Origin of the sequence: Streptococcus sp. 68, assembly GCF_013277415.1 — a bacterium.
In the GTDB taxonomy this organism is placed as follows: Bacteria; Bacillota; Bacilli; order Lactobacillales; family Streptococcaceae; genus Streptococcus.
Genome location: NZ_VMMX01000020.1, coordinates 16,131 through 37,986, shown reverse-complemented (window position 1 = coordinate 37,986; position 21,856 = coordinate 16,131). Strand labels below are relative to the sequence as shown.

General features: G+C 37.6%; 16 protein-coding genes and 1 pseudogene. 6 read left to right on the top strand and 11 right to left on the bottom strand.

What is annotated here, in order from left to right; genetic code table 11:
• Positions 1 to 15: 15 nt before the first annotated feature.
• The 5 genes from HT720_RS09955 to HT720_RS09935 form a co-directional block, all read right to left on the bottom strand.
• A complete protein-coding gene (locus tag HT720_RS09955; RefSeq protein WP_173276043.1) occupies positions 16 to 1,695 on the bottom strand; it encodes a PTS transporter subunit EIIC in 1,680 nt (559 codons plus the stop codon).
• Positions 1,696 to 1,763: 68 nt separating this feature from the next.
• Positions 1,764 to 3,176 carry a 6-phospho-beta-galactosidase gene (lacG, locus tag HT720_RS09950; RefSeq protein ID WP_173253086.1) on the bottom strand — a complete coding sequence of 471 codons (1,413 nt, stop codon included), beginning with the start codon at positions 3,174 to 3,176 and terminating at the stop codon, positions 1,764 to 1,766.
• Positions 3,177 to 3,185: 9 nt separating this feature from the next.
• Positions 3,186 to 3,530, bottom strand: a complete 345-nt coding sequence (locus HT720_RS09945) for a PTS lactose/cellobiose transporter subunit IIA (RefSeq protein ID WP_050269811.1) — start codon at positions 3,528 to 3,530, stop codon at positions 3,186 to 3,188.
• A gap of 167 nt (positions 3,531 to 3,697) precedes the next feature.
• Entirely contained in the window at positions 3,698 to 5,584 is a 1,887-nt protein-coding gene (locus HT720_RS09940; RefSeq protein WP_173253085.1) for a DUF4838 domain-containing protein, read from the bottom strand.
• A 1-nt stretch (position 5,585) separates the two neighbouring features.
• Positions 5,586 to 6,908, bottom strand: coding sequence for a PTS sugar transporter subunit IIC (locus HT720_RS09935; protein ID WP_050090535.1), 1,323 nt, complete (start codon positions 6,906 to 6,908; stop codon positions 5,586 to 5,588).
• Between the two features lie 167 nt (positions 6,909 to 7,075).
• Between HT720_RS09935 and HT720_RS09930 the strand changes: the two genes are divergently transcribed.
• From HT720_RS09930 to HT720_RS09920, 3 genes are all read left to right on the top strand, one after another.
• Positions 7,076 to 8,299, top strand: coding sequence for an ROK family transcriptional regulator (locus tag HT720_RS09930; protein WP_173253084.1), 1,224 nt, complete (start codon positions 7,076 to 7,078; stop codon positions 8,297 to 8,299).
• A 1,079-nt stretch (positions 8,300 to 9,378) separates the two neighbouring features.
• Positions 9,379 to 9,663, top strand: coding sequence for a hypothetical protein (locus tag HT720_RS09925; RefSeq protein WP_050259685.1), 285 nt, complete (start codon positions 9,379 to 9,381; stop codon positions 9,661 to 9,663).
• Positions 9,656 to 10,213, top strand: a complete 558-nt coding sequence (locus HT720_RS09920; protein ID WP_000359824.1) for a DUF6036 family nucleotidyltransferase — start codon at positions 9,656 to 9,658, stop codon at positions 10,211 to 10,213. Before HT720_RS09925 ends, HT720_RS09920 begins: the two co-directional genes overlap by 8 nt.
• 263 nt (positions 10,214 to 10,476) lie before the next feature.
• Here the strand turns inward: HT720_RS09920 and pflB are convergent, their stop codons facing one another.
• Positions 10,477 to 12,801, bottom strand: coding sequence for a formate C-acetyltransferase (pflB, locus tag HT720_RS09915; protein ID WP_084927909.1), 2,325 nt, complete (start codon positions 12,799 to 12,801; stop codon positions 10,477 to 10,479).
• A 237-nt stretch (positions 12,802 to 13,038) separates the two neighbouring features.
• Between pflB and dinB the strand changes: the two genes are divergently transcribed.
• Positions 13,039 to 14,100 carry a DNA polymerase IV gene (gene dinB / locus HT720_RS09910; RefSeq protein WP_173233500.1) on the top strand — a complete coding sequence of 354 codons (1,062 nt, stop codon included), beginning with the start codon at positions 13,039 to 13,041 and terminating at the stop codon, positions 14,098 to 14,100.
• A gap of 114 nt (positions 14,101 to 14,214) precedes the next feature.
• On the opposite strand, the gene HT720_RS09905 is transcribed toward dinB, so the two are convergent.
• On the bottom strand, positions 14,215 to 15,060 hold the full coding sequence (locus HT720_RS09905; protein WP_023945368.1) for an undecaprenyl-diphosphate phosphatase: 846 nt from the start codon (positions 15,058 to 15,060) through the stop codon (positions 14,215 to 14,217).
• Between the two features lie 61 nt (positions 15,061 to 15,121).
• Positions 15,122 to 17,011, bottom strand: coding sequence for a DUF2207 domain-containing protein (locus HT720_RS09900; protein ID WP_173276041.1), 1,890 nt, complete (start codon positions 17,009 to 17,011; stop codon positions 15,122 to 15,124).
• Positions 17,012 to 17,148: 137 nt separating this feature from the next.
• On the opposite strand from HT720_RS09900, the gene HT720_RS09895 reads away from it, so the two are divergent.
• Together HT720_RS09895 and HT720_RS09890 are read left to right on the top strand one after the other, a co-directional pair.
• Positions 17,149 to 18,714, top strand: a complete 1,566-nt coding sequence (locus HT720_RS09895) for an ABC transporter substrate-binding protein/permease (protein WP_173233494.1) — start codon at positions 17,149 to 17,151, stop codon at positions 18,712 to 18,714.
• Positions 18,714 to 19,454: an amino acid ABC transporter ATP-binding protein gene (locus HT720_RS09890; RefSeq protein ID WP_000189477.1), complete on the top strand. Its 741-nt coding sequence runs from the start codon at positions 18,714 to 18,716 to the stop codon at positions 19,452 to 19,454. The genes HT720_RS09895 and HT720_RS09890 overlap by 1 nt, the downstream gene beginning before the upstream one ends.
• Before the next feature lie 106 nt (positions 19,455 to 19,560).
• On the opposite strand, the gene HT720_RS09885 is transcribed toward HT720_RS09890, so the two are convergent.
• The 3 genes and pseudogenes from HT720_RS09885 to ilvA form a co-directional block, all read right to left on the bottom strand.
• Positions 19,561 to 19,776 (bottom strand): hypothetical protein, encoded by a 216-nt coding sequence (locus HT720_RS09885; RefSeq protein WP_001130036.1) that lies wholly within the window; start codon positions 19,774 to 19,776, stop codon positions 19,561 to 19,563.
• Positions 19,777 to 19,881: 105 nt separating this feature from the next.
• Positions 19,882 to 19,995 (bottom strand): annotated as a pseudogene (locus HT720_RS10310) (SPFH domain-containing protein); the annotation flags it as partial.
• Between the two features lie 537 nt (positions 19,996 to 20,532).
• Positions 20,533 to 21,783, bottom strand: coding sequence for a threonine ammonia-lyase IlvA (ilvA, locus tag HT720_RS09880; RefSeq protein WP_000952975.1), 1,251 nt, complete (start codon positions 21,781 to 21,783; stop codon positions 20,533 to 20,535).
• Between the last annotated feature and the right edge of the window lie 73 nt (positions 21,784 to 21,856).

Below are 21,856 nucleotides of genomic sequence, written 5' to 3'. Positions count from 1 at the left end.
AGATGGAAAAATTTACTACACAGCTTGGTAATACTCCAATACAAATTGTAAGGCTTTACTTGGATTCTTTGTTAAATGAATATATTCCATTCCTCTGGTAGCAACTATCTGAATACCTAATCTTTCTGCATCCACCTTCATCTCTCTATAATAACTCCGAACTTGTGGAGCCAGAATAATTAAATCATAAACACCCATAATATCATAATGAGCTCCGTACGCTCCTGAATTCGCAATCACTCTAACTTCTGCTAATTGAGCGCCCTCGTTAATTGCATTGGCTAATTGCGCACTTGTTCCAGATCCTGCACAAAGAACCAGTACTTTCAACTCCTTACTTTTTATTTTATCTAACTCACCAGGCATTATTTCACTTGTATCCTCCTCTAAAATAATATCATTTGAGCTTGCAACATCTTCTTTCATCAATAACTGTCTATCATACGCTCTACAGAATGGCAAGTAAATCAATATGTCGACAACTAAAATCAAAAATAAAAATACAAAGGAGATAGGTTGAAAATTCGTTCCAATTAACAATCCCAAGGGACCAGGAAAGGCCCAAGGTAACTGGATATAAAATCCATTCATTCCAAAGAAATCAATAAAGACCTTTCCTAGAAATACATTCACTGGTGGAGTCATCAAAAAAGGGACAAAAAGATAGGGATTCAAAATAACAGGCATACCAAATAGAAGAGGTTCATTTACCGCAAATAAAACAGGAGTAATTGTAGCTTTACCTACCGATTTTAATTGTTTAGACCGCATAAAGAAAATCAAAATAAATGGTACAACAAAGGTAGCCCCCGTTCCTCCAATAGCAGCGATATAATTCCCGAAATTAGGTGTTAAAGAATGATAAGGGAACTGCCCATTTGCAAGGAGTTGAGCATTCTCTTCCATATTGCTTAGTTGTAAAGCTGTAACAGCAGGTAAGACAATAGATGGTCCATGAATTCCAACAAACCAAAGCAAAGCACACATAAACCAAATCAACATCATAGCAGGATATGATTCTGCTCCCTTAAAAATAGGGGTCAATAGTTGTTGAAATACTTGGGCAAAAGGAACATCTAAACTAAACCGAGATACAATATCTAACAAACCACTAATAAGTAAAACAAAAGAAAAAGGAAAAATATCTCTAAAAGCTTGTGATATAGCCCCAGGAACTTCCTTAGGTAAATGAATAGTAATGTCTCGCTTAATACAGAATCGGTAAACATTTACAGTAATAAAGGCACTGACAAACGAAGTTATCAATCCTTGAGATCCTAAATAGTTTGTCGACAAACTTGTAGATCCCGTCTTCTCATCAACTACAAGCGTTACAGTTAATACCAGATAACTACATATGGCTGCCAACATTGCAGAAGTATCATTTATTACCTTTCCAGGAGGCATTTTTCTATTAACATTTCCAGCCAATGACTTTGCAACTGTCCCTGAAACAATAACACCCAAAACTCCCATGGTTAGCATATACACTTTCCTCATCCAGGCAATAGCTGAACTCGGTAACTCTACTCCGAAATTTTTAGGAATCATAATAATAATCATCAAAAAGCTTGAAAACATAATTAAAGGCATAGTAGCAATGAATCCATCTTTAATAGCCATCATATAATTATTAGTAGAAATTTTTTCAAATTTCCCTTGTTGCTTTTCAATGGCAGCGACTAGCTTATCCATAAAACTCCTCCTATAAAAAATTCAACCTCATATTTAAAACATATTAAACATCATTCAAATCGCTAACCTTAATTCCGTTTTAGCCCTTTTACCCAAAGAGCACTTTTCTTAATATATCTCTTCTGTGTTTCATAATCAACAAAGAAAAGACCATATCGCTTATTGTAGCCATTCGCCCAAGAAAATTGATCTTGCAAAGACCATATAAAATAGCCTTGAATATTGACTCCCCTATTTCGAGCCTCTAAAACTTTGTGTAAATGTTGCTCAATATAACGGATTCTCTTACTGTCATCAATAATATCATTCTCGCCCTCTGGCTTAACCTCTTTAAGGGCTGTACCATTTTCCGTTAAATAAATGACCGGATGTTGAGGATATTCTTCTTTGATACGAAGCAACATATCAAATAAGCCTTGAGGATAAATATTCCAATCCCAATCTGTTGTCGGAATACCAGGCTTTTTTACAAATTCACCTAGAGCATTTAATTTAAAAGAGGACTGTCCTTTTATTCCTGTTGAATTAAATTCTTGTCTATTTTCACCTTTGTATTCACTAATAAATTCTGAACGATAATAATTCATCCCAAACATCGTATTAAGAGGTGCAGCTCTTTTCATAATTTCTAAATCACCATCTTCAATAATAAAGCTAGAATTATTAGCTTCCAATATTTGATTCAAGTGAAAAAGCGTGTCATCACTGTAGTAGCCCAAAAAAGTTCCATCTAATAGAAATTTATTATTATAAACATCATACCGTTTAGCTGCCAAAATATTTTCTTTTTGCCCATCAATAGGATAGCCTGGTTTTAAAGCATGAATACAACCTACCTTTCCCTCAATCCCTAATTGATGAAATTCGAGGACTGCAAGAGCATGCGCCAACAACATGTTATGATTTGCTTGAATTGCTTCAGATAATTGAAAATGATGATTCGGAGGAAACTGACCTCCTATGTATTGGCCTGCAGCAAGAGACATCAGTTCATTGATTGTAAACCAATGCTTGACTTCTGTAAATTCTTGGAAACAAAAACGAGCATATCGTATGAAACGATCAATATTCTCTCTATTCAACCAATCCCCTGTTTCTAACATTTTCTGAGGCGAATCAAAATGATGTAAAGAAACAAACGGAATCACATTATGTTTTAAGCAGGACTGAAAGACTCTATGGTAATAACGAACAGCCAATATATTAGCATCCCCATCTATATCAGGAAATATACGAACCCAGGAAATAGATAAACGCAAAGCCTGCAAACCATGTTCTGCCGCCAAGGCTATATCTTCTTCGTAACGATAATAAAAATCACTAGCTGGATCTGGTAAGAACGGACTATTTTCTTGCAAATAAACATCCCACATGTTTATTCCTTTGCCATCTACCCTAGTTGCACCCTCTACTTGATAAGCAGCGGTAGCAGCTCCTAATAAAAACTCCTTCGGTAAGGCTTTAACCTGTAAATTTTCCATGACTAATCCTCATTGCAAACCAATATGTTCTTCAATCTTTCGAATTCGTTCATATTCATCAATAAAAAACTTTACCTGATCATACAATAGCATCGTTGTCATCAAGGTATCTTGACCATGAATCATGATAAAACTCACTTCAAAATTATCTCCAGATGCCTCCTCCGCTAATAAATTAGTCTGTTCTCGATGGGCAGACACTATTGAGTCGTTTGCAGACTCAACCAATTCTCTTGCCTGTTCAAAATATCCATCTCTCGCAAACGCCAAAGCATCCATCAAATCTGACCTTGCATCTCCTGCGTAAGCGACAATTGTAAAACCAAGCATATTTACTTCTTCTTTTGATTTCATCTTTCTTCCTCCTCAATCTTGAGCCATCTTTTACACATCATTATTAAAATGACTTCGCTACGATATAAATAGAAAGTCGACCCTAAATATCTTAAAAATCCTTAAATTTCATAATATTTAGGATCAATCTTCTCTGAATACCTTGGTTCATTTTCTATACTTATGATTTATAAGTGAAAACCAGCGTAATTTTTTGCTACTTCAATTACACGATAAACATCCAAATTAGATTGGAATAGTAATTCGTGCCCACGGATATAATTCAAAACATTTTTCCACTCATCTTGAGCTTGCCTTGTTTTTCCAGTTGCTTGAAGATATAAAGCCTTCGCCATCTTAACAACATATTCACGATGATAACTGAGCTGTTTCCATTCATCCTTTTGACTATTTAATAACTTAGAAATATTTTCCTCAATAATTGGTAAAAAATTATCAGCTAGATTGTAAGCTATATAATAATGATTCGCTAAAACATCATTTTGACGACTGCCAATTGCATTAAAATAATCACATGAGGAATAACTAGATAATTTTTCTAAATATTCAACAACAGACTGCCAATTTGATCCATACAAGGCAGAAAAGTATTCTTCAATCAATTCTTCATAACTTCTTGTCTTCTTCCAGAGCATTTGCCCCATAACATAATTAGGAAAATTATGAGGGAATCCGGCACGTAATTCTTGACACGAAATGTACCCATTCAAATGTAGGTTTGACAGATAAGATACATCTTTGTAAATAGTTTGACTAATTTTCATATAGCCTAAATCGCCATAATGAGCACGCCCTAAAGGATAGTCATATACGAAACTATCTCCTTTAAATGTTTTTTGCCATTCAAAAAGATAAGATAAATTTTCCTCAAGAGAATTCGGAAGTATAATTTTATTACGCAGATAAGGTTTAGGCGTAGGTATGGAATTGTCAAAATCTACATCTGCATAACTCATTTCAAATGTTCTTGTAATCGGTGCAAACATCATGGTAAAGCGTTCAGGATTATCTAATTTTTCTTTCTGAGGCGCCCATAACAACTCATGGTAAAGTAGGAAACAAATCTTTGTATCTAATCCCTCACTCGTTAAAGCCCTATCCAATTGATTGAGAATACGAATATACTGATCCGAAACCAATTCTTGTCTACAGTTTTCGCATTCACAAATATTATTACGAGCATCCGACAACCATACATGTAAGTAATTCACATCAGGTCTTTTCTTGGCATAATCCTTGATAATTTCTACCATCTTATCCGCCACATCTGGATTTGAAAAATCCAGACTGGTTAAAATTGGAGCCGTATTAAATAATTCTCGTTTCCCGTTTATTTCAGCGACATAGGGTTTCTTCTCCTCTGAAATACTAAGACCTGATTCCCAGCCAAATTTTGAAGAGTAGCCTAAAACCTCACCTGTCCATCCATGACCAACACGATGATGAATAAGACCTCTTTTTTGCAATTCTTTATCCAACCTATCACTCAATTCTTGTACTAATTCATTTGAGAATTTTTCTTTATTTAGGTATGGATTAAACTCATGTTCATACCAACGTTTCAAAAAAGAGTAAGGATTTTCAAACTGGATGAAAAAACTGTTCATTCCAATCTTAGGTAGCCAATCAATGAAATCTAGTATATTTTCAAATGAATCCGCTCCCTCTATACATACTCCCCTATGATAGTAACTGGCTGTTTCATCTATAGATAGCTCTTTATCTAAAAAATCTTCAAATCGTAGCTCTGGAACAAAGTCATGTCCGCGCCCTGGTCTAGTATACACAACCCCAAATTCATGAAACATTCGGTAAATTCCAATAAGTAAACCTACAATTGTATTAGACTCAATTCTCCCCTTACCCTTGTCTAATGAGATAAGAACATGGTCTTTTCTATCCTCTTTATTGACTAATCCTACAAAAATATCCGCTTCCTTCTCCTCGACAAGTTCTATGTCAGTCTTAAAGACCCGATTCATATAGTAACTTAATTCCTCTAAGGCGAAGCTAGAATAAGCATTTTTCTGCTGATCAAATACTCTGATAACCATCTTATTTCCCTCCAACAGTAGCTTTTTCTTTTTCAAGATTGCGTTTATCTGCAATTTTGAAGAATGGATAATAAATTGCCACAGAAACCAAAATTAAAACAACTTGTAATAGAGCTCCTCGCCAACTAGCCCCTGTCGCAAGGAATCCTCCTATGATCGGTGGCATTGTCCACGGAAGGATTACACCTGTTGTATAAGGTACTAATCCTACAGCCATTGATACATAGGTAATCAAGGCATTGATTGTAGGAGTAGCAATAAACGGAATCAGCATAATCGGATTTAAAACCGTTGGAAACGTAAATAGAATAGCTGTATTGATATTAAAGATAGACGGTATAATAGCTAGCTTACCTAATGTTTTATTAGCACGACTCTTACTAAATAGGAAGAGACAAATCGCAAGACCAATAGTCGCTCCACCGCCACCAATAAATACAAATAAATCTTTAAACGGTAATGTAATAATGTGTTGTAGGGTTTGTCCTGCAGCCACAGCTTCTTGGTTTTCTGTAGTAAATTGTAACCAAACTGGGTCTACAAAAGCATTTAAAACTTGCCCCCCATTAACTCCACAGAACCAAAAGAATGAGTTTACAATAACACATAGAATCATACCTGGAAGCGTTCCTGCAATTAACTTAAGCGGTGTTCCAACAATTGCACCTAAAAGTCCGTTGAGACCTCCTGCAACTCCTGCCGCTTCAAGACCTTTTAAGACCAGAGCCCACAAAACAAAAGTAGTAAAACCAGGTAAAAGAGCTGAAAATGATTTACTTACTACATCTGGGACACCACTTGGCATTTTTATCGTAATTCCGCGCTGGATAAACATACGATAAATCTCTGCTGTAACCAATCCAATGGTAATCGCCATAAATAAAGAAGATGCATTCAGGCTAGAAAATGGTATTGCGCCGCCAAATAACTGCTTGACCTGCTCCCCATTTTTATCATAAACCATACTCGAAAAACGAGGTGCCATCAATACAAAACTGGATAAGGCTATGATCCCTGCCGACGGACCATCTGTACCATATCCTTCCGACAACCTGTAGGCAATACCGAAACAAGCGACCAAGGAGATAATCGCTACTGTTGACTGATTCATAGTTGTCAAGATACTTAGCAATCCAACACTATTCAGCCAATTTGTAAAAGCCTCTTGAGGCCAACTGATTAGAATAAGAAATAAAGAGCCGACTAAAATCAAAGGCATTGCCATCATAAATCCTTCACGAATAGCTTTCAAATGCCGTTGGTTGCCAACTTTTTCACCAAACGGAGCGACTTTCGTTTCTAAAAACGTTAAAATATTGTTCATCACCGGAACTCCTTTTTTTATTTTTTATAAATTAAATATACCACTAACAGAAAGCGTTGTCAATATATTTTTTACTGTTTTTACAATATTTTTTTCTTTGTATATAATAATAATTTTAATTGATTTTTTCTTATGTTTAATATAAAATAAACCAAAGGAGGAAACAAATGATTACAAAACAATCAGCCTTTTTACACAATAGAGCCACTATACTGGAGTTTCTATATCGAAATCCAGCAACATCCCGTACAGATATTGTTAATGAAACAGGACTTACTCCAGCAACAACGACTAACATCATAAAAGAGCTAAGCGAACAATCCCTCATATACGAAACTGGTGATGAATTTAGCGAGTTTTCCGGATCTGGAAGACGTAGAAAAACTATTTCTATTACAGATAATATTCCGTATGTTGTTGGAGGTATTGAAATAAACGTCCTAGGTGTCTTTCTCAGTCTATGTGACTTACAAGGGAAAACTCTTTTCGAGACAGAAATTTTGAATGAAGATTATCCTATTTCAGAAATCAATTCCACCATTACCAATATGATAAAAACAGCTATAGAGTATGTCCCTTTGGAGACAAAATTACTTGGATTTGGCTTATCAATACCTGGACATTATAACAAAGACTCCGGAAGCATCATTACAAACAACCCCATATGGGAATCATTTAATTTATTAAATGTAATTAAAAAATTCGATTTTCCTTTTATTGTAAAAAATAATATTGATTGTATGGCTATAGGGCAATACCTTTTTAATCCACACAATACCCCCGATAACTTTATTTTCCTACACGCTGGATTAGGTATTTACACTTCCTTTTTCACAAAAGAAAAAATAGGAGCCTCTAAAAATCCTTATATCGGAGAAATTGGACACACCATTGTCGAATTGAATGGGCAATATTGTGAATGCGGAAAAAAAGGTTGTTTACAAACATATATTTCGGATGCTTGGTTAATCAAACATGCCCAATTATTATTTAAAAATTCTCAACTAACTGTACTAAAAAGCCTTGTAAAGACTGAAAAAGACATTCATTTAGATACCCTTTTAACAGCTTACAACTTAGGCGACTCTGCTTTACGCCAACAAATTGATAAAGGAGTCAATTTATTGGCCACTTCTATTGCAAATCTTCTCCTCATCAATCCTGCTGATAAAATCTATATCAACAGTCAATTGCTTAATTATCAACCTTTCACTCATGAAGTCAGGGATAAAATCCAAGATCAGCTCCACTTCGTTCCCTTTACTCGTAATATAGAAATTGAAATTTTACCTTACAACAAACATCGTGGAAGTATAGGAGCTTGTGCATTAGCTACCGTCGCTTTTTTCATAGAACATAGCAATGTATTACAAGATATTATTTCACCTTAATATATTAGAAATCTATAGACCTGTTTAAATCAACTATAACCTGTAGTAAATATCTCGTATTTAGACAATATGAAAACAAGACGACTTCCATATAGGAAACCGCCTTCTCGCTATGTTGCATGAAACTGTAAAAGTGGATGAAATTGATAGCGGTAGTCAAATCAAGAGGCATCATAACTCTAAAAAGTCACAATATATAAGTTCATCCTCGGAAAAATATCATTCTAATTGTTGAAATGCCTACATGAAGAGGAACGTTAAATGCTCATGAAACAACGAATACAGGTATCAAAACTGTGACAAAACAAGTCCCTAAATTTACTAAAGACACTGCTCAACTTTACACCTGTAAATGGTTGTTGTATAATAAACTTACAAAGATGTACGACCACACTGTTGTAAATCATAGTATTCGCGAATGTATTACTGATAGCATTTCTACAAATACAAGTATAGGGATTGGATGAGATTCAAACGAAATATGTCAGTGTGTTGGCATTCCTAGCCTTCATATCATTTAAAGAATTGTATAGACAAAATTTTTCCCAATGCAGACACTCGTAACAACTTCTTCATTTTTCTACCAACATATTTAGGAACGGGATAAGATACAAGAGGATCAATCCATAAATCAGTTCTATACCAATCTAAGACAAATAAGCTAAAAAAAACGATTGATAATAAGCAAATGGATTCCAAATTTTCTCTATCTGCTCATTTTAATAAACAATACTAGTGTAACTATCCTTCCAGTCAGAAACTTGTCAAATCACACCGAAAATTCTTCTAAAATTTATCTCGTTAGGCAATCAAGCAAAAACTCAACGATAGTACAAACATTATCATACAGGATTGACTTCCTAAATTATATACTTTAGTAAGGTTCTTGGATAAGAAAAAAGGTTCATTTTACATTTCTAAACACTCTTTTCTAAGATGAAAAACAGAATTTTTCGATTGTGATTTAAAGCAACAAGATAATTTTCAGTATCATCCTATAGATACGAGCTAATTAAGAAAAACTACATTTTTAAATATAAACTACAATAAGATAAACTAAATTTCATAGGAGGAAGACAATGGATTGGTACGATTATATGATACAGGCATCCAAACAATCACAATTCAACGCAAGCCATTGGTTTCGTTATTTGCGAAAAGTTATTTTTGAAGACTATTCTTATTTAACAAACCAAGATGTAGAAAAGTTGCTAGACTCCAAAGAACTAACCCATTTTCAAAAAATTAGCTTGAAGTATGCCTTTCAAGAGCATACTCCAACTCATAAATATGTGATTTCATTAAATAAACCTGCTAAGTTAACCAATGTTCAAAAATTGATGGAGAAATACAAGCATGGATAAAATGAAACCGGTATTCCAAGCCCTAAATAAGGAATTAATTCAGGAAAATCTGACTTTAACAATTATCTGTGTCGGTGGTTATGTCTTAGAATATCATGGTTTACGTGCCACACAAGATGTTGATGCTTTTTATGACCAAAATCAGAAAATCAATGAAATTATTGCTCGTGTAGGAAAACAGTTTAATCTTAACACCCACGAAGAGTTATGGCTCAACAATCATGTTGCAAATATGAACAAACAACCTCCCTTAAGTTTATGTGAATCCTTGTACTCATTTGAGAATCTGACCGTTTTAGTAGTCCCTATTGAGTATGTGTTAGGAATGAAGATGATGAGTATCAGGGAGCAGGATTTGAAAGATATTGGTGCAATTATTAAATACAAAAACTTTCATTCACCATTCGATACCTTTAAATATTTAAAAGACATGGGATTTGATACTATTGACCTCTCTGTTCTATTAGAAGGCTTTAGTTATGCTTATGGTATGGATTGGTTAGAAAAATTTTTTAAAGAAAATCAAGATAAACTTCGCGAATTTTATTAACAGTATCAAACAAGATGATTGTCAATTAGCCAGTCGTCTTGTTTTTATGATGGAATGAAATAAAATCTGAACAAATCGCTTAGAGAATTCCAGTCAATTTCTAGCACTGTTTGAGCCGTTTCAGTGGACTATTTCAGATTCGGTCCACTATTCCTTCCCAAAAACATTGCATATTGCGCCGAAGGAATTGCTCACACTATCCCAAGCACAAAACCCTCAGTCGACTGACCGAGGGTTCCTTATTTCATTATTCAAGAACTTGATTAGCTCAACGCATCCAAGGCATCATCCATTGAAAGAACTTCGTGGAAGACACGTTGTGTCAATTCAGTTTTTTGTTCTGGAGTGAGGTATTTAGTGTTTACACAGTATCCAGAGATACGTACGATAACGTCTTCACCTGACATGATCTTTTCGTAAACATCGTTCAAGTCCATAACATTCAAGTTAACGTGTTGTCCACCGTTTTCGAAGTATCCATCAAGGATTGTTACCAAGTTATCAACTTGTTCATCACGAGTCTTACCAAGAGCACGAGGTGATACTTGAGTTGTCAATGAGATACCGTCAGCGGCATAACCGAAGTCAAGGCTAGCAAGTGAGTTCAAGTTTTGCAACCATCCACCTTTAGCTTTGTTAGATGGGTTAGCACCTGGTGAGAAGAATTCAAGTTTAGACAAGTTCACAGAACCATCTTCGTTGAGGTATACACCTTTGTGTACTGGTGAGTTACCAGTTTGTTTAGAGTAAGCAACGTTAGATGTGATTGTCAAAAGTGATACAGTAGCTTCTGCGTCTTTGTATAGTTTGTGGCTACGTAGACGAGTTGTGTAAGCTTCAATCAACCATTCTGCCAATTCGTTTGAACGTGGATCATCTTCACCCCAACGTGGGTATTCACCGATTGTTTCGTAATCGTAGATGTAGCCATTTTCATCACGGATTGGTTTAACTGTAGCGTACTTGATAGCTGACAATGTATCAACAGTGTTAGCAAATCCACAGATACCGAATCCCATGTTGGCACGTTGTTTAGTTGGCAAGAAGGCCATTTGAACAGCTTCGTAGTTGTACTTATCAGTCATGTAGTGGATGATATTCAAAGCATCTACATAAGTGTCAGTCAACCAGTCAAGAGATTTTTCAAAGTTAGCTTTAACTGATTCAAATTCAAGAACTTCGTCACGGATTGGTTCAATGTCAAATACTTTATAGTCTTTGTGAACATCGTCGTAACCACCGTTCAAACCAGTAAGAAGGGCTTTCAATACGTTTACACGCGCACCGAAGTACTGGATGTTGTGGCGTTGTTCTTCATTTTCTGGGTCAAGTGGAGACACACAGCATGAGATACAGCTCATTTCACCATATCCGTCTTTAGCCATTGTTGTTACACCTTCGTATTGGATAGAAGAGTGTTTGTGGCTCATGTGCATACAGTAGCGACGGAAGTTGTATGGCAATTTGTCAGTCCAAAGAACTGTCAAGTTTGGTTCTGGAGAGTTACCGATGTTGTCAAGAGTGTTCAAGAAACGGTAGTCCATCTTAGTAACACGGTGACGACCGTCGTTACCCATACCAGCCATAGAAGTTGTGATGAAAGTTGGGTCACCTGAGTACAATTGGTCGTAAGCTTTTGTACGAGCAAATTTAACTGTACGAAGTTTCATAACGAAATCATCAACGAATTCTTGGATTTCTGATTCAGTAAATGTACCACGAGCAAGGTCACGTTCTGCAAAGATGTCCAATACGATTGGCACACGACCTAGAGATGTAGCAGCACCGTTGATAACACGGCAGACAGACATGAAGGCGATGTTAACCCATTGGATCGCTTCTTTAACGTTCATCGCTGGTTTGCGAACATCAACTCCGTAAAGGTCACCCAAGCGAACAACTTGTTGCAATGCTTGGTATTGAAGGTTGATTTCTTCACGAAGACGGATTGTTTCTTCATCGATTTCTTCAATTGCGTTCCAGTCGTTTACTTTTTCTTGCATCAAGTAGTCTGCACCGTAAAGAGCAAGACGTGCGTAAACACCGATGATACGTCCGCGTGAGTATGCATCTGGAAGACCAGTTACAGTGTGTGCGTGACGAGCGCGACGGATGTTTGAAGTGTAGGCACGGAAGATACCGTCGTTAACTGTTGTTACGTATTTAGTAAAGATTTCGTGAACAGCTGGGTCTGGTTCGTATCCATTTTCTTTCAAAGTAGTTTCAGCCATACGGATACCACCTTTTGGCATGAAGTTCAATTTGAAGAGTTCATCGTTTTGGATACCGAAGATAACTTCATTTTCTTTATCGATAAATCCTGCTGGAATGTCAGCAATAGATGTTGGACGAGTGTCCATTGGGAAACGAGTTTCTTCGTAGTGTGCTTTAGTTTCTTCTACAATTTTTTTGATGTGAAGTGAACGTTCTGTTGGTCCTGCGAGGAAGCTTTCGTCTCCATCATAAGGTGTGTAGTTAGCTTGTACAAAGCGTGATACACTTGCCTTTTCTTTCCAATCTACGCCTTTGAAGCCTTCCCAAGCTTTGTCAAAAATATCTTGTGCTTCAACAACTGTTTTAACAACCATGTTAATGTCCTCTTTTTTCTTTCTAGTAACAACCATCTGTTACATTCATGAGACAAGTATACCATACAGTAACCGATTTCAACAAGTGAAAATTCCCTATTTTTACACTTTCTTTTCTAAAACAGTCTACATTTTATTTCAAACTGTATTATATTTTTGAAAAAATAAAGTCCTTTTTTCTTTTTTTCAGAAAAAAGGGTATAATAAAAGAAAATAAGCGGTAAAAAGGGGCTAGGTATGTTGATTTTTCCTTTGTTAAATGATTTGTCAAGAAAAATTATCCATATTGACATGGATGCCTTTTTTGCTGCGGTAGAAATCAGGGATAATCCTAAACTCAGAGGAAAACCTGTCATTATTGGAAGCGACCCTCGGCAAACAGGTGGGCGGGGAGTCGTCTCTACCTGTAGCTATGAGGCACGAGCTTTTGGTGTCCATTCAGCCATGAGCTCTAAGGAAGCCTATGAGCGTTGTCCCCAGGCCGTCTTCATCTCAGGAAATTATGAGAAATACAAGTCTGTGGGACTCCAGATTCGAGCTATCTTTAAGCGCTATACAGATTTAATAGAACCCATGAGCATTGACGAAGCCTATTTGGATGTGACAGAAAATAAACTCGGGATCAAGTCAGCGGTCAAAATTGCTCGCCTCATTCAAGAGGATATCTGGCAAGAAATCCATCTAACTGCTTCTGCTGGCGTTTCTTACAACAAATTCTTGGCTAAAATGGCCAGTGATTATCAAAAACCTCATGGTTTGACAGTGATTCTACCTGACCAAGCTGAGGATTTTCTCAAACAAATGGATATTTCTAAATTTCATGGAGTAGGAAAAAAGACAGTCGAACGTCTTCATCACATGGGTGTTTTTACTGGCGCTGACCTACTTGAAGTTCCTGAAGTGACCCTAATAGACCGATTTGGCAGACTGGGCTATGACCTTTATCGAAAGGCTCGTGGCATTCACAACTCTCCAGTTAAATCAAATCGCATCCGTAAATCAATCGGCAAGGAGAAAACCTACGGGAAGATTCTCCGTGCCGAGGAAGACATTAAAAAAGAGCTGACTCTTCTATCAGAAAGAGTCGCTCTCAATCTCAGTCAACAAGAAAAAGCTGGAAAAATTGTCATTCTGAAAATTCGCTACGAGGACTTTTCAACTCTTACTAAACGAAAAAGTCTGGCTCAAAAAACACAGGATGCTAGTCAGATAAGCCAAATCGCCCTGCAACTCTATGAAGAGTTAAGCGAGAAAGAAAGAGGTGTCCGCCTGCTGGGGATTACCCTGACTGGATTTTGAAACTCAATGAAAATCAAAGAGTAAACTAGGAAGCTAGCNNAGGTTGCAGATAGAGCTGAAGAGATTTTCGAAAAATATAAAACCTTGAAGAGCCTGGACCCTTCAAGGTTTTTCTTATACAAATAAACGGACAAAGCTATAAAGTAGCAAGACACTACCAAGCACGATACGGTATTTACCGAAAAGGGTAAAGTCGTGTTTTTTCACATAGCTTGTCAAGAAACGAATAGCCACCATGCTGACTGCAAAGGCGACTCCCATCGCAACCAAGAGCAAGAACAATTGTCCAAAGCTCAAGAGCTGTCCTGCTTTCACAAATTTGAAAATCTTTAAGGCGCTAGCTCCAAACATAACAGGAATCCCAAGATAGAAGGTAAATTCTGTCACAACAGAACGACTGGTTCCATTTAACAAACCACCGACAATCGTTGCACCTGAACGGCTAGTCCCTGGTAAAAGGGCAAGAACTTGGAAGAGACCGATATAGAAGGCTGTCGTATAAGGAAGCTTGTCCAACTCTGTTACACTTGGCTCGATAGCACGCGCTTTATTGCGCTTTTCCAAATAGATAAAGGCAATCCCGTAGATAATCAACATGAGAGCAACAGAAACCATGTTATGGAAGTGGGTATCAAACCAATCATCAAATTTAAAGACGCCAAGCAAAGGCAAGGTCGCAATCAAGACCTTCAACCATAGTCTCCAAGTCTTACGAACTTCCTGTTTGTCCTTAGTCGGTTTAAAGGGATTTAGTTTATTAAAGTAAATCACCATGACTGCTAAAATAGCACCAAGTTGAATCACGACATTAAACATGGACATAAAGGCTTCATTTTGATTTTGGTATTGGATAAATTCCTCTGCTAAAATCAAGTGACCTGTACTGGAAATCGGCAACCATTCCGTAATTCCTTCAACAATTCCGAAGAAGATAGATTTTAAAATTTCAATAAGATACATAGATTACTCCTTTTTTCTATCTCCCATTATAGCATACTTTTTCAGTCTATGGCAGTTCTCTTTAAAAGGCGCCGATACTGCCACCGCCTCCGCCTCCAGAGAAGCCTCCGCCAGAACTTCCACTTCCAGAAGATACGGAGTAGGTACTTGCTGTATTTGCGACACTAGCATAATGGCTCATTTGCGCGCTTGAATGATAAAACATACTGTGCCAGCCATAAGCTACATAGAGATTGATATCTGGATTTTCCACTTGAATCTGATGAACCTTCATCAAATGACTAACCTTGTCCGCATAGCCAAATAGGGTAGCATAGACCAAGAGGCGATTCCAGACCACAATACTTTCCAACTCAGCCTGATCCAATCGTGCAATCTCACGCAACATATTTTCAAAACTGGTCCAGAGATAGTATACTTCTGCTCCTGCTTCATTTAGGACACCATCGCGATTATCTAGCCGAAGCTTCCAATAATAGAAAACAGTCAAAACCAAACCTAGAAAACCAAGTATAGGCAAGGGGAGGAAAAGATAGCCATAAACATCCAAACTGTACAAGAACAAACCAAATCCGATAAATAGGGGTAGGATAGTAGAGAGTCCCATCCCCACTTGCAAGGCCTTTTCTCCACCAGTCAAGGGACGATAGTAATCCGGAAGCCCCCAGAAGGAAACTCGATTTCTCACTCCTTCTTGCATCTGGTTCAATACTTCTTCAAAAGAAGATTTGAGCTGACGCCCCTTTGCTTGAATCCGTTTTTCATCAGAGACTTTTGCTCTACGATAAAGACTATCAGATACCTTGTAATCCGCAAACAAATTGGAAAGAGTTTCTTCTTTTTTGCCTGAAAAAGCCAGATTTAGACAGTCTTTCTCAAAGCTTGACAAACCATCTTCTTTTACTAGCCTCAAACCAACTGCATCTCCTTCTGAAATGATAGAGACATTCCCACGGTCTATCACATCTAGCAATGTAGCTTGAATAAGTTGGTCAAAGGTAAATTTACCTGCTCCTTTTGTTAGAGGACTCACTTCCTCCAAGGAGGTAGAGTAGACAGCCTCTGATAAAACCATAGGCTCTAATTCCATTGGTGGTTCATAGAGACGATGATTTTTGGCATATTTGACCGAAGGAGTGGTCTTTCTTCTATAAATAAAATAAAAGCAAATACTCAATAACAAGGAGATGGAAAGTATGGAAGGAAAGACCCAAGTAACGAGCTGCATACTCTGATCTTTTTCTCTAACAATCGAGTCTTCTATCTTATTAAACTCTTCTAAATGATTTCCTTTCAATCCCTGATCCCTAGCGCTAGCAAAATCAGTTCGAGGCCAATAGGCATGCAATTCAACTCCACGCTTAGCCGGAAGATTGTCCAAACGAATAGTATAATCAAGGCTACTCTTTTCAATCGTTCCCTCTCTAAAAAGTTTGCCTGTATGGAAAAAGAGTTTTTCAGCCCCCTTCTCTCCCCTTACATGAAATTCAAACTTTCCAATAGCCCCTGAACTATCTGTTAAAGGCTGCCAATTTAATTCAGCGATGTCATCATATAGGAAAAGCAAATTTTTTAAGTTCCATGTAAGCTCAACTTCAACTGTGTCGCCTTCCTGGCCTGGATTATAGACTCTCACAGTATAACCATTCGCTTCTTCTGTCACTTCACTCGTAACGTCTGCTAGTTCAGCACCATTTTTCGCAGCCTGAACCTTTGGATGAGGATCAATGTCAAATCCACTAGGCATCTTGCCAGCACGTCCAAGTCCCACGATTTGGCCCTTAAAGTCCTCCTCAAACTGGTAAACTATCTTTTGTCTAAATTCTGCCGTATTATCTGCATGAATATACAAATCACCTTGATAAGAGTTTATCTTGAAATCAATGGCAAAAACAGAAAGTGGCAGAAGGCAAAACAAGCCAAACATCAGTAAGAAAAAAGTTTTTTTCATCAACTAAGCCCCCTTTTTATCTTTCTTATCATTATAGCATTTTTTCGTAAGTAAAGGCTTACTTATGTTGAAAAATTACGCATTTTTCGATAAAATAGGAGACAGTTATTTTTTAATAGATTAGAATAGGAGAAATCATGAGAAAAATATACTTATCTATTTTCACAAGTCTCTTGCTGATGCTGGGACTTGTCAATGTTGCTCAAGCCGATGAATATTTACGCATCGGGATGGAAGCAGCATATGCTCCCTTTAACTGGACTCAGGATGATGATAGCAATGGGGCTGTCAAAATCGATGGGACTAACCAGTATGCTAACGGATACGATGTTCAAATCGCCAAGAAAATCGCTAAGGACTTAGGCAAAGAACCTTTAGTTGTTAAAACCAAGTGGGAAGGTCTAGTCCCTGCCCTTACTTCCGGTAAGATTGACATGATTATCGCAGGTATGAGTCCTACTGCCGAGCGTAAACAAGAAATTGCCTTTTCAAGTAGTTACTATACTAGCGAACCAGTTCTACTAGTCAAAAAAGATTCTGCCTACGCAAATGCTAAATCTTTGGATGACTTTAATGGTGCGAAAATCACTTCTCAACAAGGTGTCTACCTTTATGACTTGATTGCACAAATCCCAGGTGCTAAAAAAGAAACAGCCATGGGAGACTTCGCTCAAATGCGCCAAGCTCTTGAGGCTGGTGTCATCGATGCCTATGTTTCTGAACGACCAGAAGCTCTGACTGCTGAAGCTGCGAACTCTAAGTTTAAGATGGTCCAAGTAGATCCAGGTTTCAAAACTGGGGAAGAAGATACAGCTATCGCCATTGGACTTCGTAAAGATGACAATCGTATTAGCCAAATCAATGCCAGCATTGAAACCATTTCAAAAGACGACCAAGTTGCCTTGATGGATCGTATGATCAAGGAACAACCTGCCGAAGCTACAACAACTGAAGAGACTAGCAGTAGTTTCTTTAGCCAAGTTGCTAAAATTCTTTCTGAAAACTGGCAACAACTCTTGCGTGGTGCTGGTATCACTCTTTTAATCTCTATCGTCGGAACCATCATCGGTCTCATCATCGGTCTTGCCATTGGTGTTTTCCGTACTGCTCCTCTCTCTGAGAATAAAGCCATTTATGGATTACAAAAACTAATCGGCTGGATCCTCAATGTCTACATTGAAATTTTCCGTGGTACGCCAATGATCGTTCAATCGATGGTTATCTACTATGGAACTGCCCAAGCTTTCGGGATCAACCTTGACCGTACACTAGCTGCTATCTTCATCGTTTCAATCAACACCGGTGCCTACATGACTGAAATCGTCCGTGGTGGTATCCTAGCAGTTGACAAGGGACAATTTGAAGCTGCGACTGCTCTTGGTATGACTCATAACCAAACCATGCGTAAGATTGTCCTCCCTCAGGTTGTCCGCAATATCCTACCAGCAACTGGTAATGAATTTGTCATCAATATCAAAGATACATCTGTATTGAACGTTATCTCTGTTGTCGAACTTTATTTCTCAGGAAACACCGTGGCGACGCAAACCTATCAATACTTCCAGACATTTACAATCATCGCCGTGATTTACTTTGTCCTCACCTTCACCGTAACACGTATCCTACGCTTCATCGAACGCCGCATGGACATGGATACCTATACTACCGGTGCTAACCAAATGCAAACGGAGGATTTGAAATAATGACCCAAGCAATCCTTGAAATTAAACACCTCAAAAAATCCTATGGACAAAACGAAGTGTTAAAAGACATTTCTCTCACCGTCCACAAGGGAGAGGTCATCTCTATCATCGGAAGCTCTGGAAGCGGGAAATCGACCTTCCTACGCTCCATTAACCTACTTGAAACGCCAACTGATGGGCAAATCCTTTATCATGGACAAAACGTCCTCGAAAAAGGCTATGACCTCACGCAATACCGTGAAAAGTTGGGGATGGTTTTCCAATCCTTTAACCTCTTTGAAAATCTCAACGTGCTTGAAAACACAATCGTCGCTCAGACAACTGTCCTTAAACGCGAACGTACAGAAGCTGAAAAGATTGCCAAAGAAAACCTAGAAAAGGTCGGCATGGGAGAACGCTACTGGCAAGCGAAACCAAAACAACTCTCAGGTGGTCAAAAACAACGTGTGGCCATCGCTCGTGCCCTTTCAATGAATCCAGACGCTATTCTCTTTGATGAACCAACATCAGCTCTCGATCCAGAAATGGTTGGAGAAGTCCTCAAAATCATGCAGGACCTGGCTCAAGAAGGCTTGACCATGATTGTTGTAACTCACGAAATGGAATTCGCCCGTGATGTCTCTCACCGTGTTATCTTCATGGATAAGGGTGTAATCGCTGAAGAAGGCAAACCAGAAGACCTCTTCACCAATCCTAAAGAAGACCGTACAAAAGAATTCCTTCAACGCTATCTCAAATAAAAAGAAAAGGCTGCATCAATCGTGCAGTCTTTTTGCTGTCCAAAATGAAAAGGCAGATTCTCTATCTCTACTACTTGAGGGTCAAGAATCCGCCGTTATCCAAAGATTAATCTTCAAATTTTTCATGATTTTTTTCATAGAAATCAATTAGGCCTAGGGCTGTTTCAAATGAAATATTTTTTACTTTTGCACGACCCTGCGCCAGAGCAATGATAGACATTTCACGCGCATTCGTTTCTTTAGAGATACGGTAGCCTGTGATTTTCTTATCACGAACCCAGCCAACAACTGATTCTACTTTTTCAAAGTTTGACTTAGCCATGTTTTTCTCCTATTTTCTTCTTTACAATATTTAATTGTATACGTTTTTACTACTTTTGTCAATAAAAAAACATATATTCAATAAAATAAATGATCTAGAATATTCTTACTTCCTTTTTAAAGCCGATAATATATAGGTTTTACTAGCCTCTACACCATAAATATTTGCTAATAAAAATATTGTATTATTACCCTCTTGAGGTGCAAAATTATTCAAGCTCTTAAAAAAATGCTTCTCTATTCCCGTAAGATAGCTTATTTCTTCAATTTAAGAACTGAAGATGACAGTCCTAACCTTTAGAAATCCAAGCATTCACTAGCTCAAAACTCCTATCTTTCTTCCTCAAGAAATCATCTGAGAGATAGTTATTCCTTATATTCTTCAAATTCATCACTCATTTGGATATTGAAGTGCTAACCTAAAACCAAACACCCGATTCTCTAAACCATCCTTAATAAAGATGACAAGATGGATAAGCTCAGTCAATTACTTATATATCCTTTTAATATGGTATGTTTGTCAATAAAAAGAAATCAAATCACATCTTAAAGACCGTGTGAGTTTACTTTTCAAAATAGATGGGAAATCAAAATGAAGGATGGAAATCTGAGCCAAACATCATAAGTGCTATAATGAACAGAAGTAAGAATTGCACGATAAGTTTCCTAAAACCATAGGAATCGCCCCCTTTCTTCATCTTCATTATAGCACCTATACATCAGTTGTGCAAATAATATGATATTTTTTTATTAGTCCTCAGACAAGCATATTATAAAGCGTTTCATTCCCATTTAAGTTAATATAAGCTGGATCAAAACCTTCCATGCGACGAATCAATCCTGCATAATCATGCTTATCTGCTAAAGCGATCCCAATTAATACTGGGCCTGTTCCTTTGCTAGCTCGTTTGATATACTCAAAACGTGTGATATCATCATTTGGCCCCAAGATATCATTTACAAACTCACGCAAAGCTCCTGGACGCTGTGGAAAATTGACCACAAAGTAATGCTTGATCCCATCATAAATCAAGGCACGCTCTTCCATTTCTGGCATACGGTTGATATCATTATTTCCTCCAGAAATGATACAACAAATGGTTTTCCCCTTAATATATTCAGCTAAAACCTCTAAAGAGGCGATACTAGCCGCTCCAGCAGGTTCTGCGACAATCCCTTGCTTAGAGTAAAGGTCAATCAATGTTTCAGAAATCAATCCCTCATCGACACCTACCAAAGTTTGAACATGTTGACGAGTTGCCTCATAGGTCAACTGTCCTACCTTTTGCACAGCAATCCCATCCGCAAATTTGTCAATTTCTTTGAGTTTGACTGGACCACCAGCTTCAAAAGCAGCCTTCATAGAACGCGCTCCATTAGCCTCTACCCCAATGACTTCAATCTCTGGACTTGTTTCCTTAATATAAGTAGAAACCCCAGCAATGAGACCACCACCTCCAACAGGAACTAAGACAGCATCAAAATCAATCGATTCTTTTCGAGCTTCTTCTAAAATCTCATAAGCAACAGTCCCTTGACCTGCTTGGACATGAGCATCATCAAAGGGATCAATAAAGGTACGGTTTTCAGAAACTGTAAATTCTTGAGCTGCTTTAGCTGAGGCATCAAAGGTATCTCCAACTAGTTTAATAGTTACAAAATCCCCACCAAAAAAGCGAACTTGACCAATCTTTTGTTGCGGAGTAGTAATGGGCATAAAAATAGTAGCAGGAATTTTCATTTCATTACAGGTATAGGCTACTCCCTGCGCATGATTTCCCGCAGAAGCGCAAACTACCCCACGCTCACGCTCTTCCTTGCTGAGCTGAGAAATAGCATAATAGGCACCACGAATTTTAAAAGAGCGAACACGCTGGGCATTTTCCTTTTTCAAATAAATCTTAGCACCATACTTCTCCGATAAATAATGGTCGTAATCCAGTGGGGTATTCACAACCACACCGTTCAAGACCTTGTGAGCCTTGATAATATCTTTTGAACTTAACATCTTTTTCTCCTAGACTATTTCATACTTATCGCAATCCATCCCCTTAAAAGTGAGATGAATTGATTATAAAAGC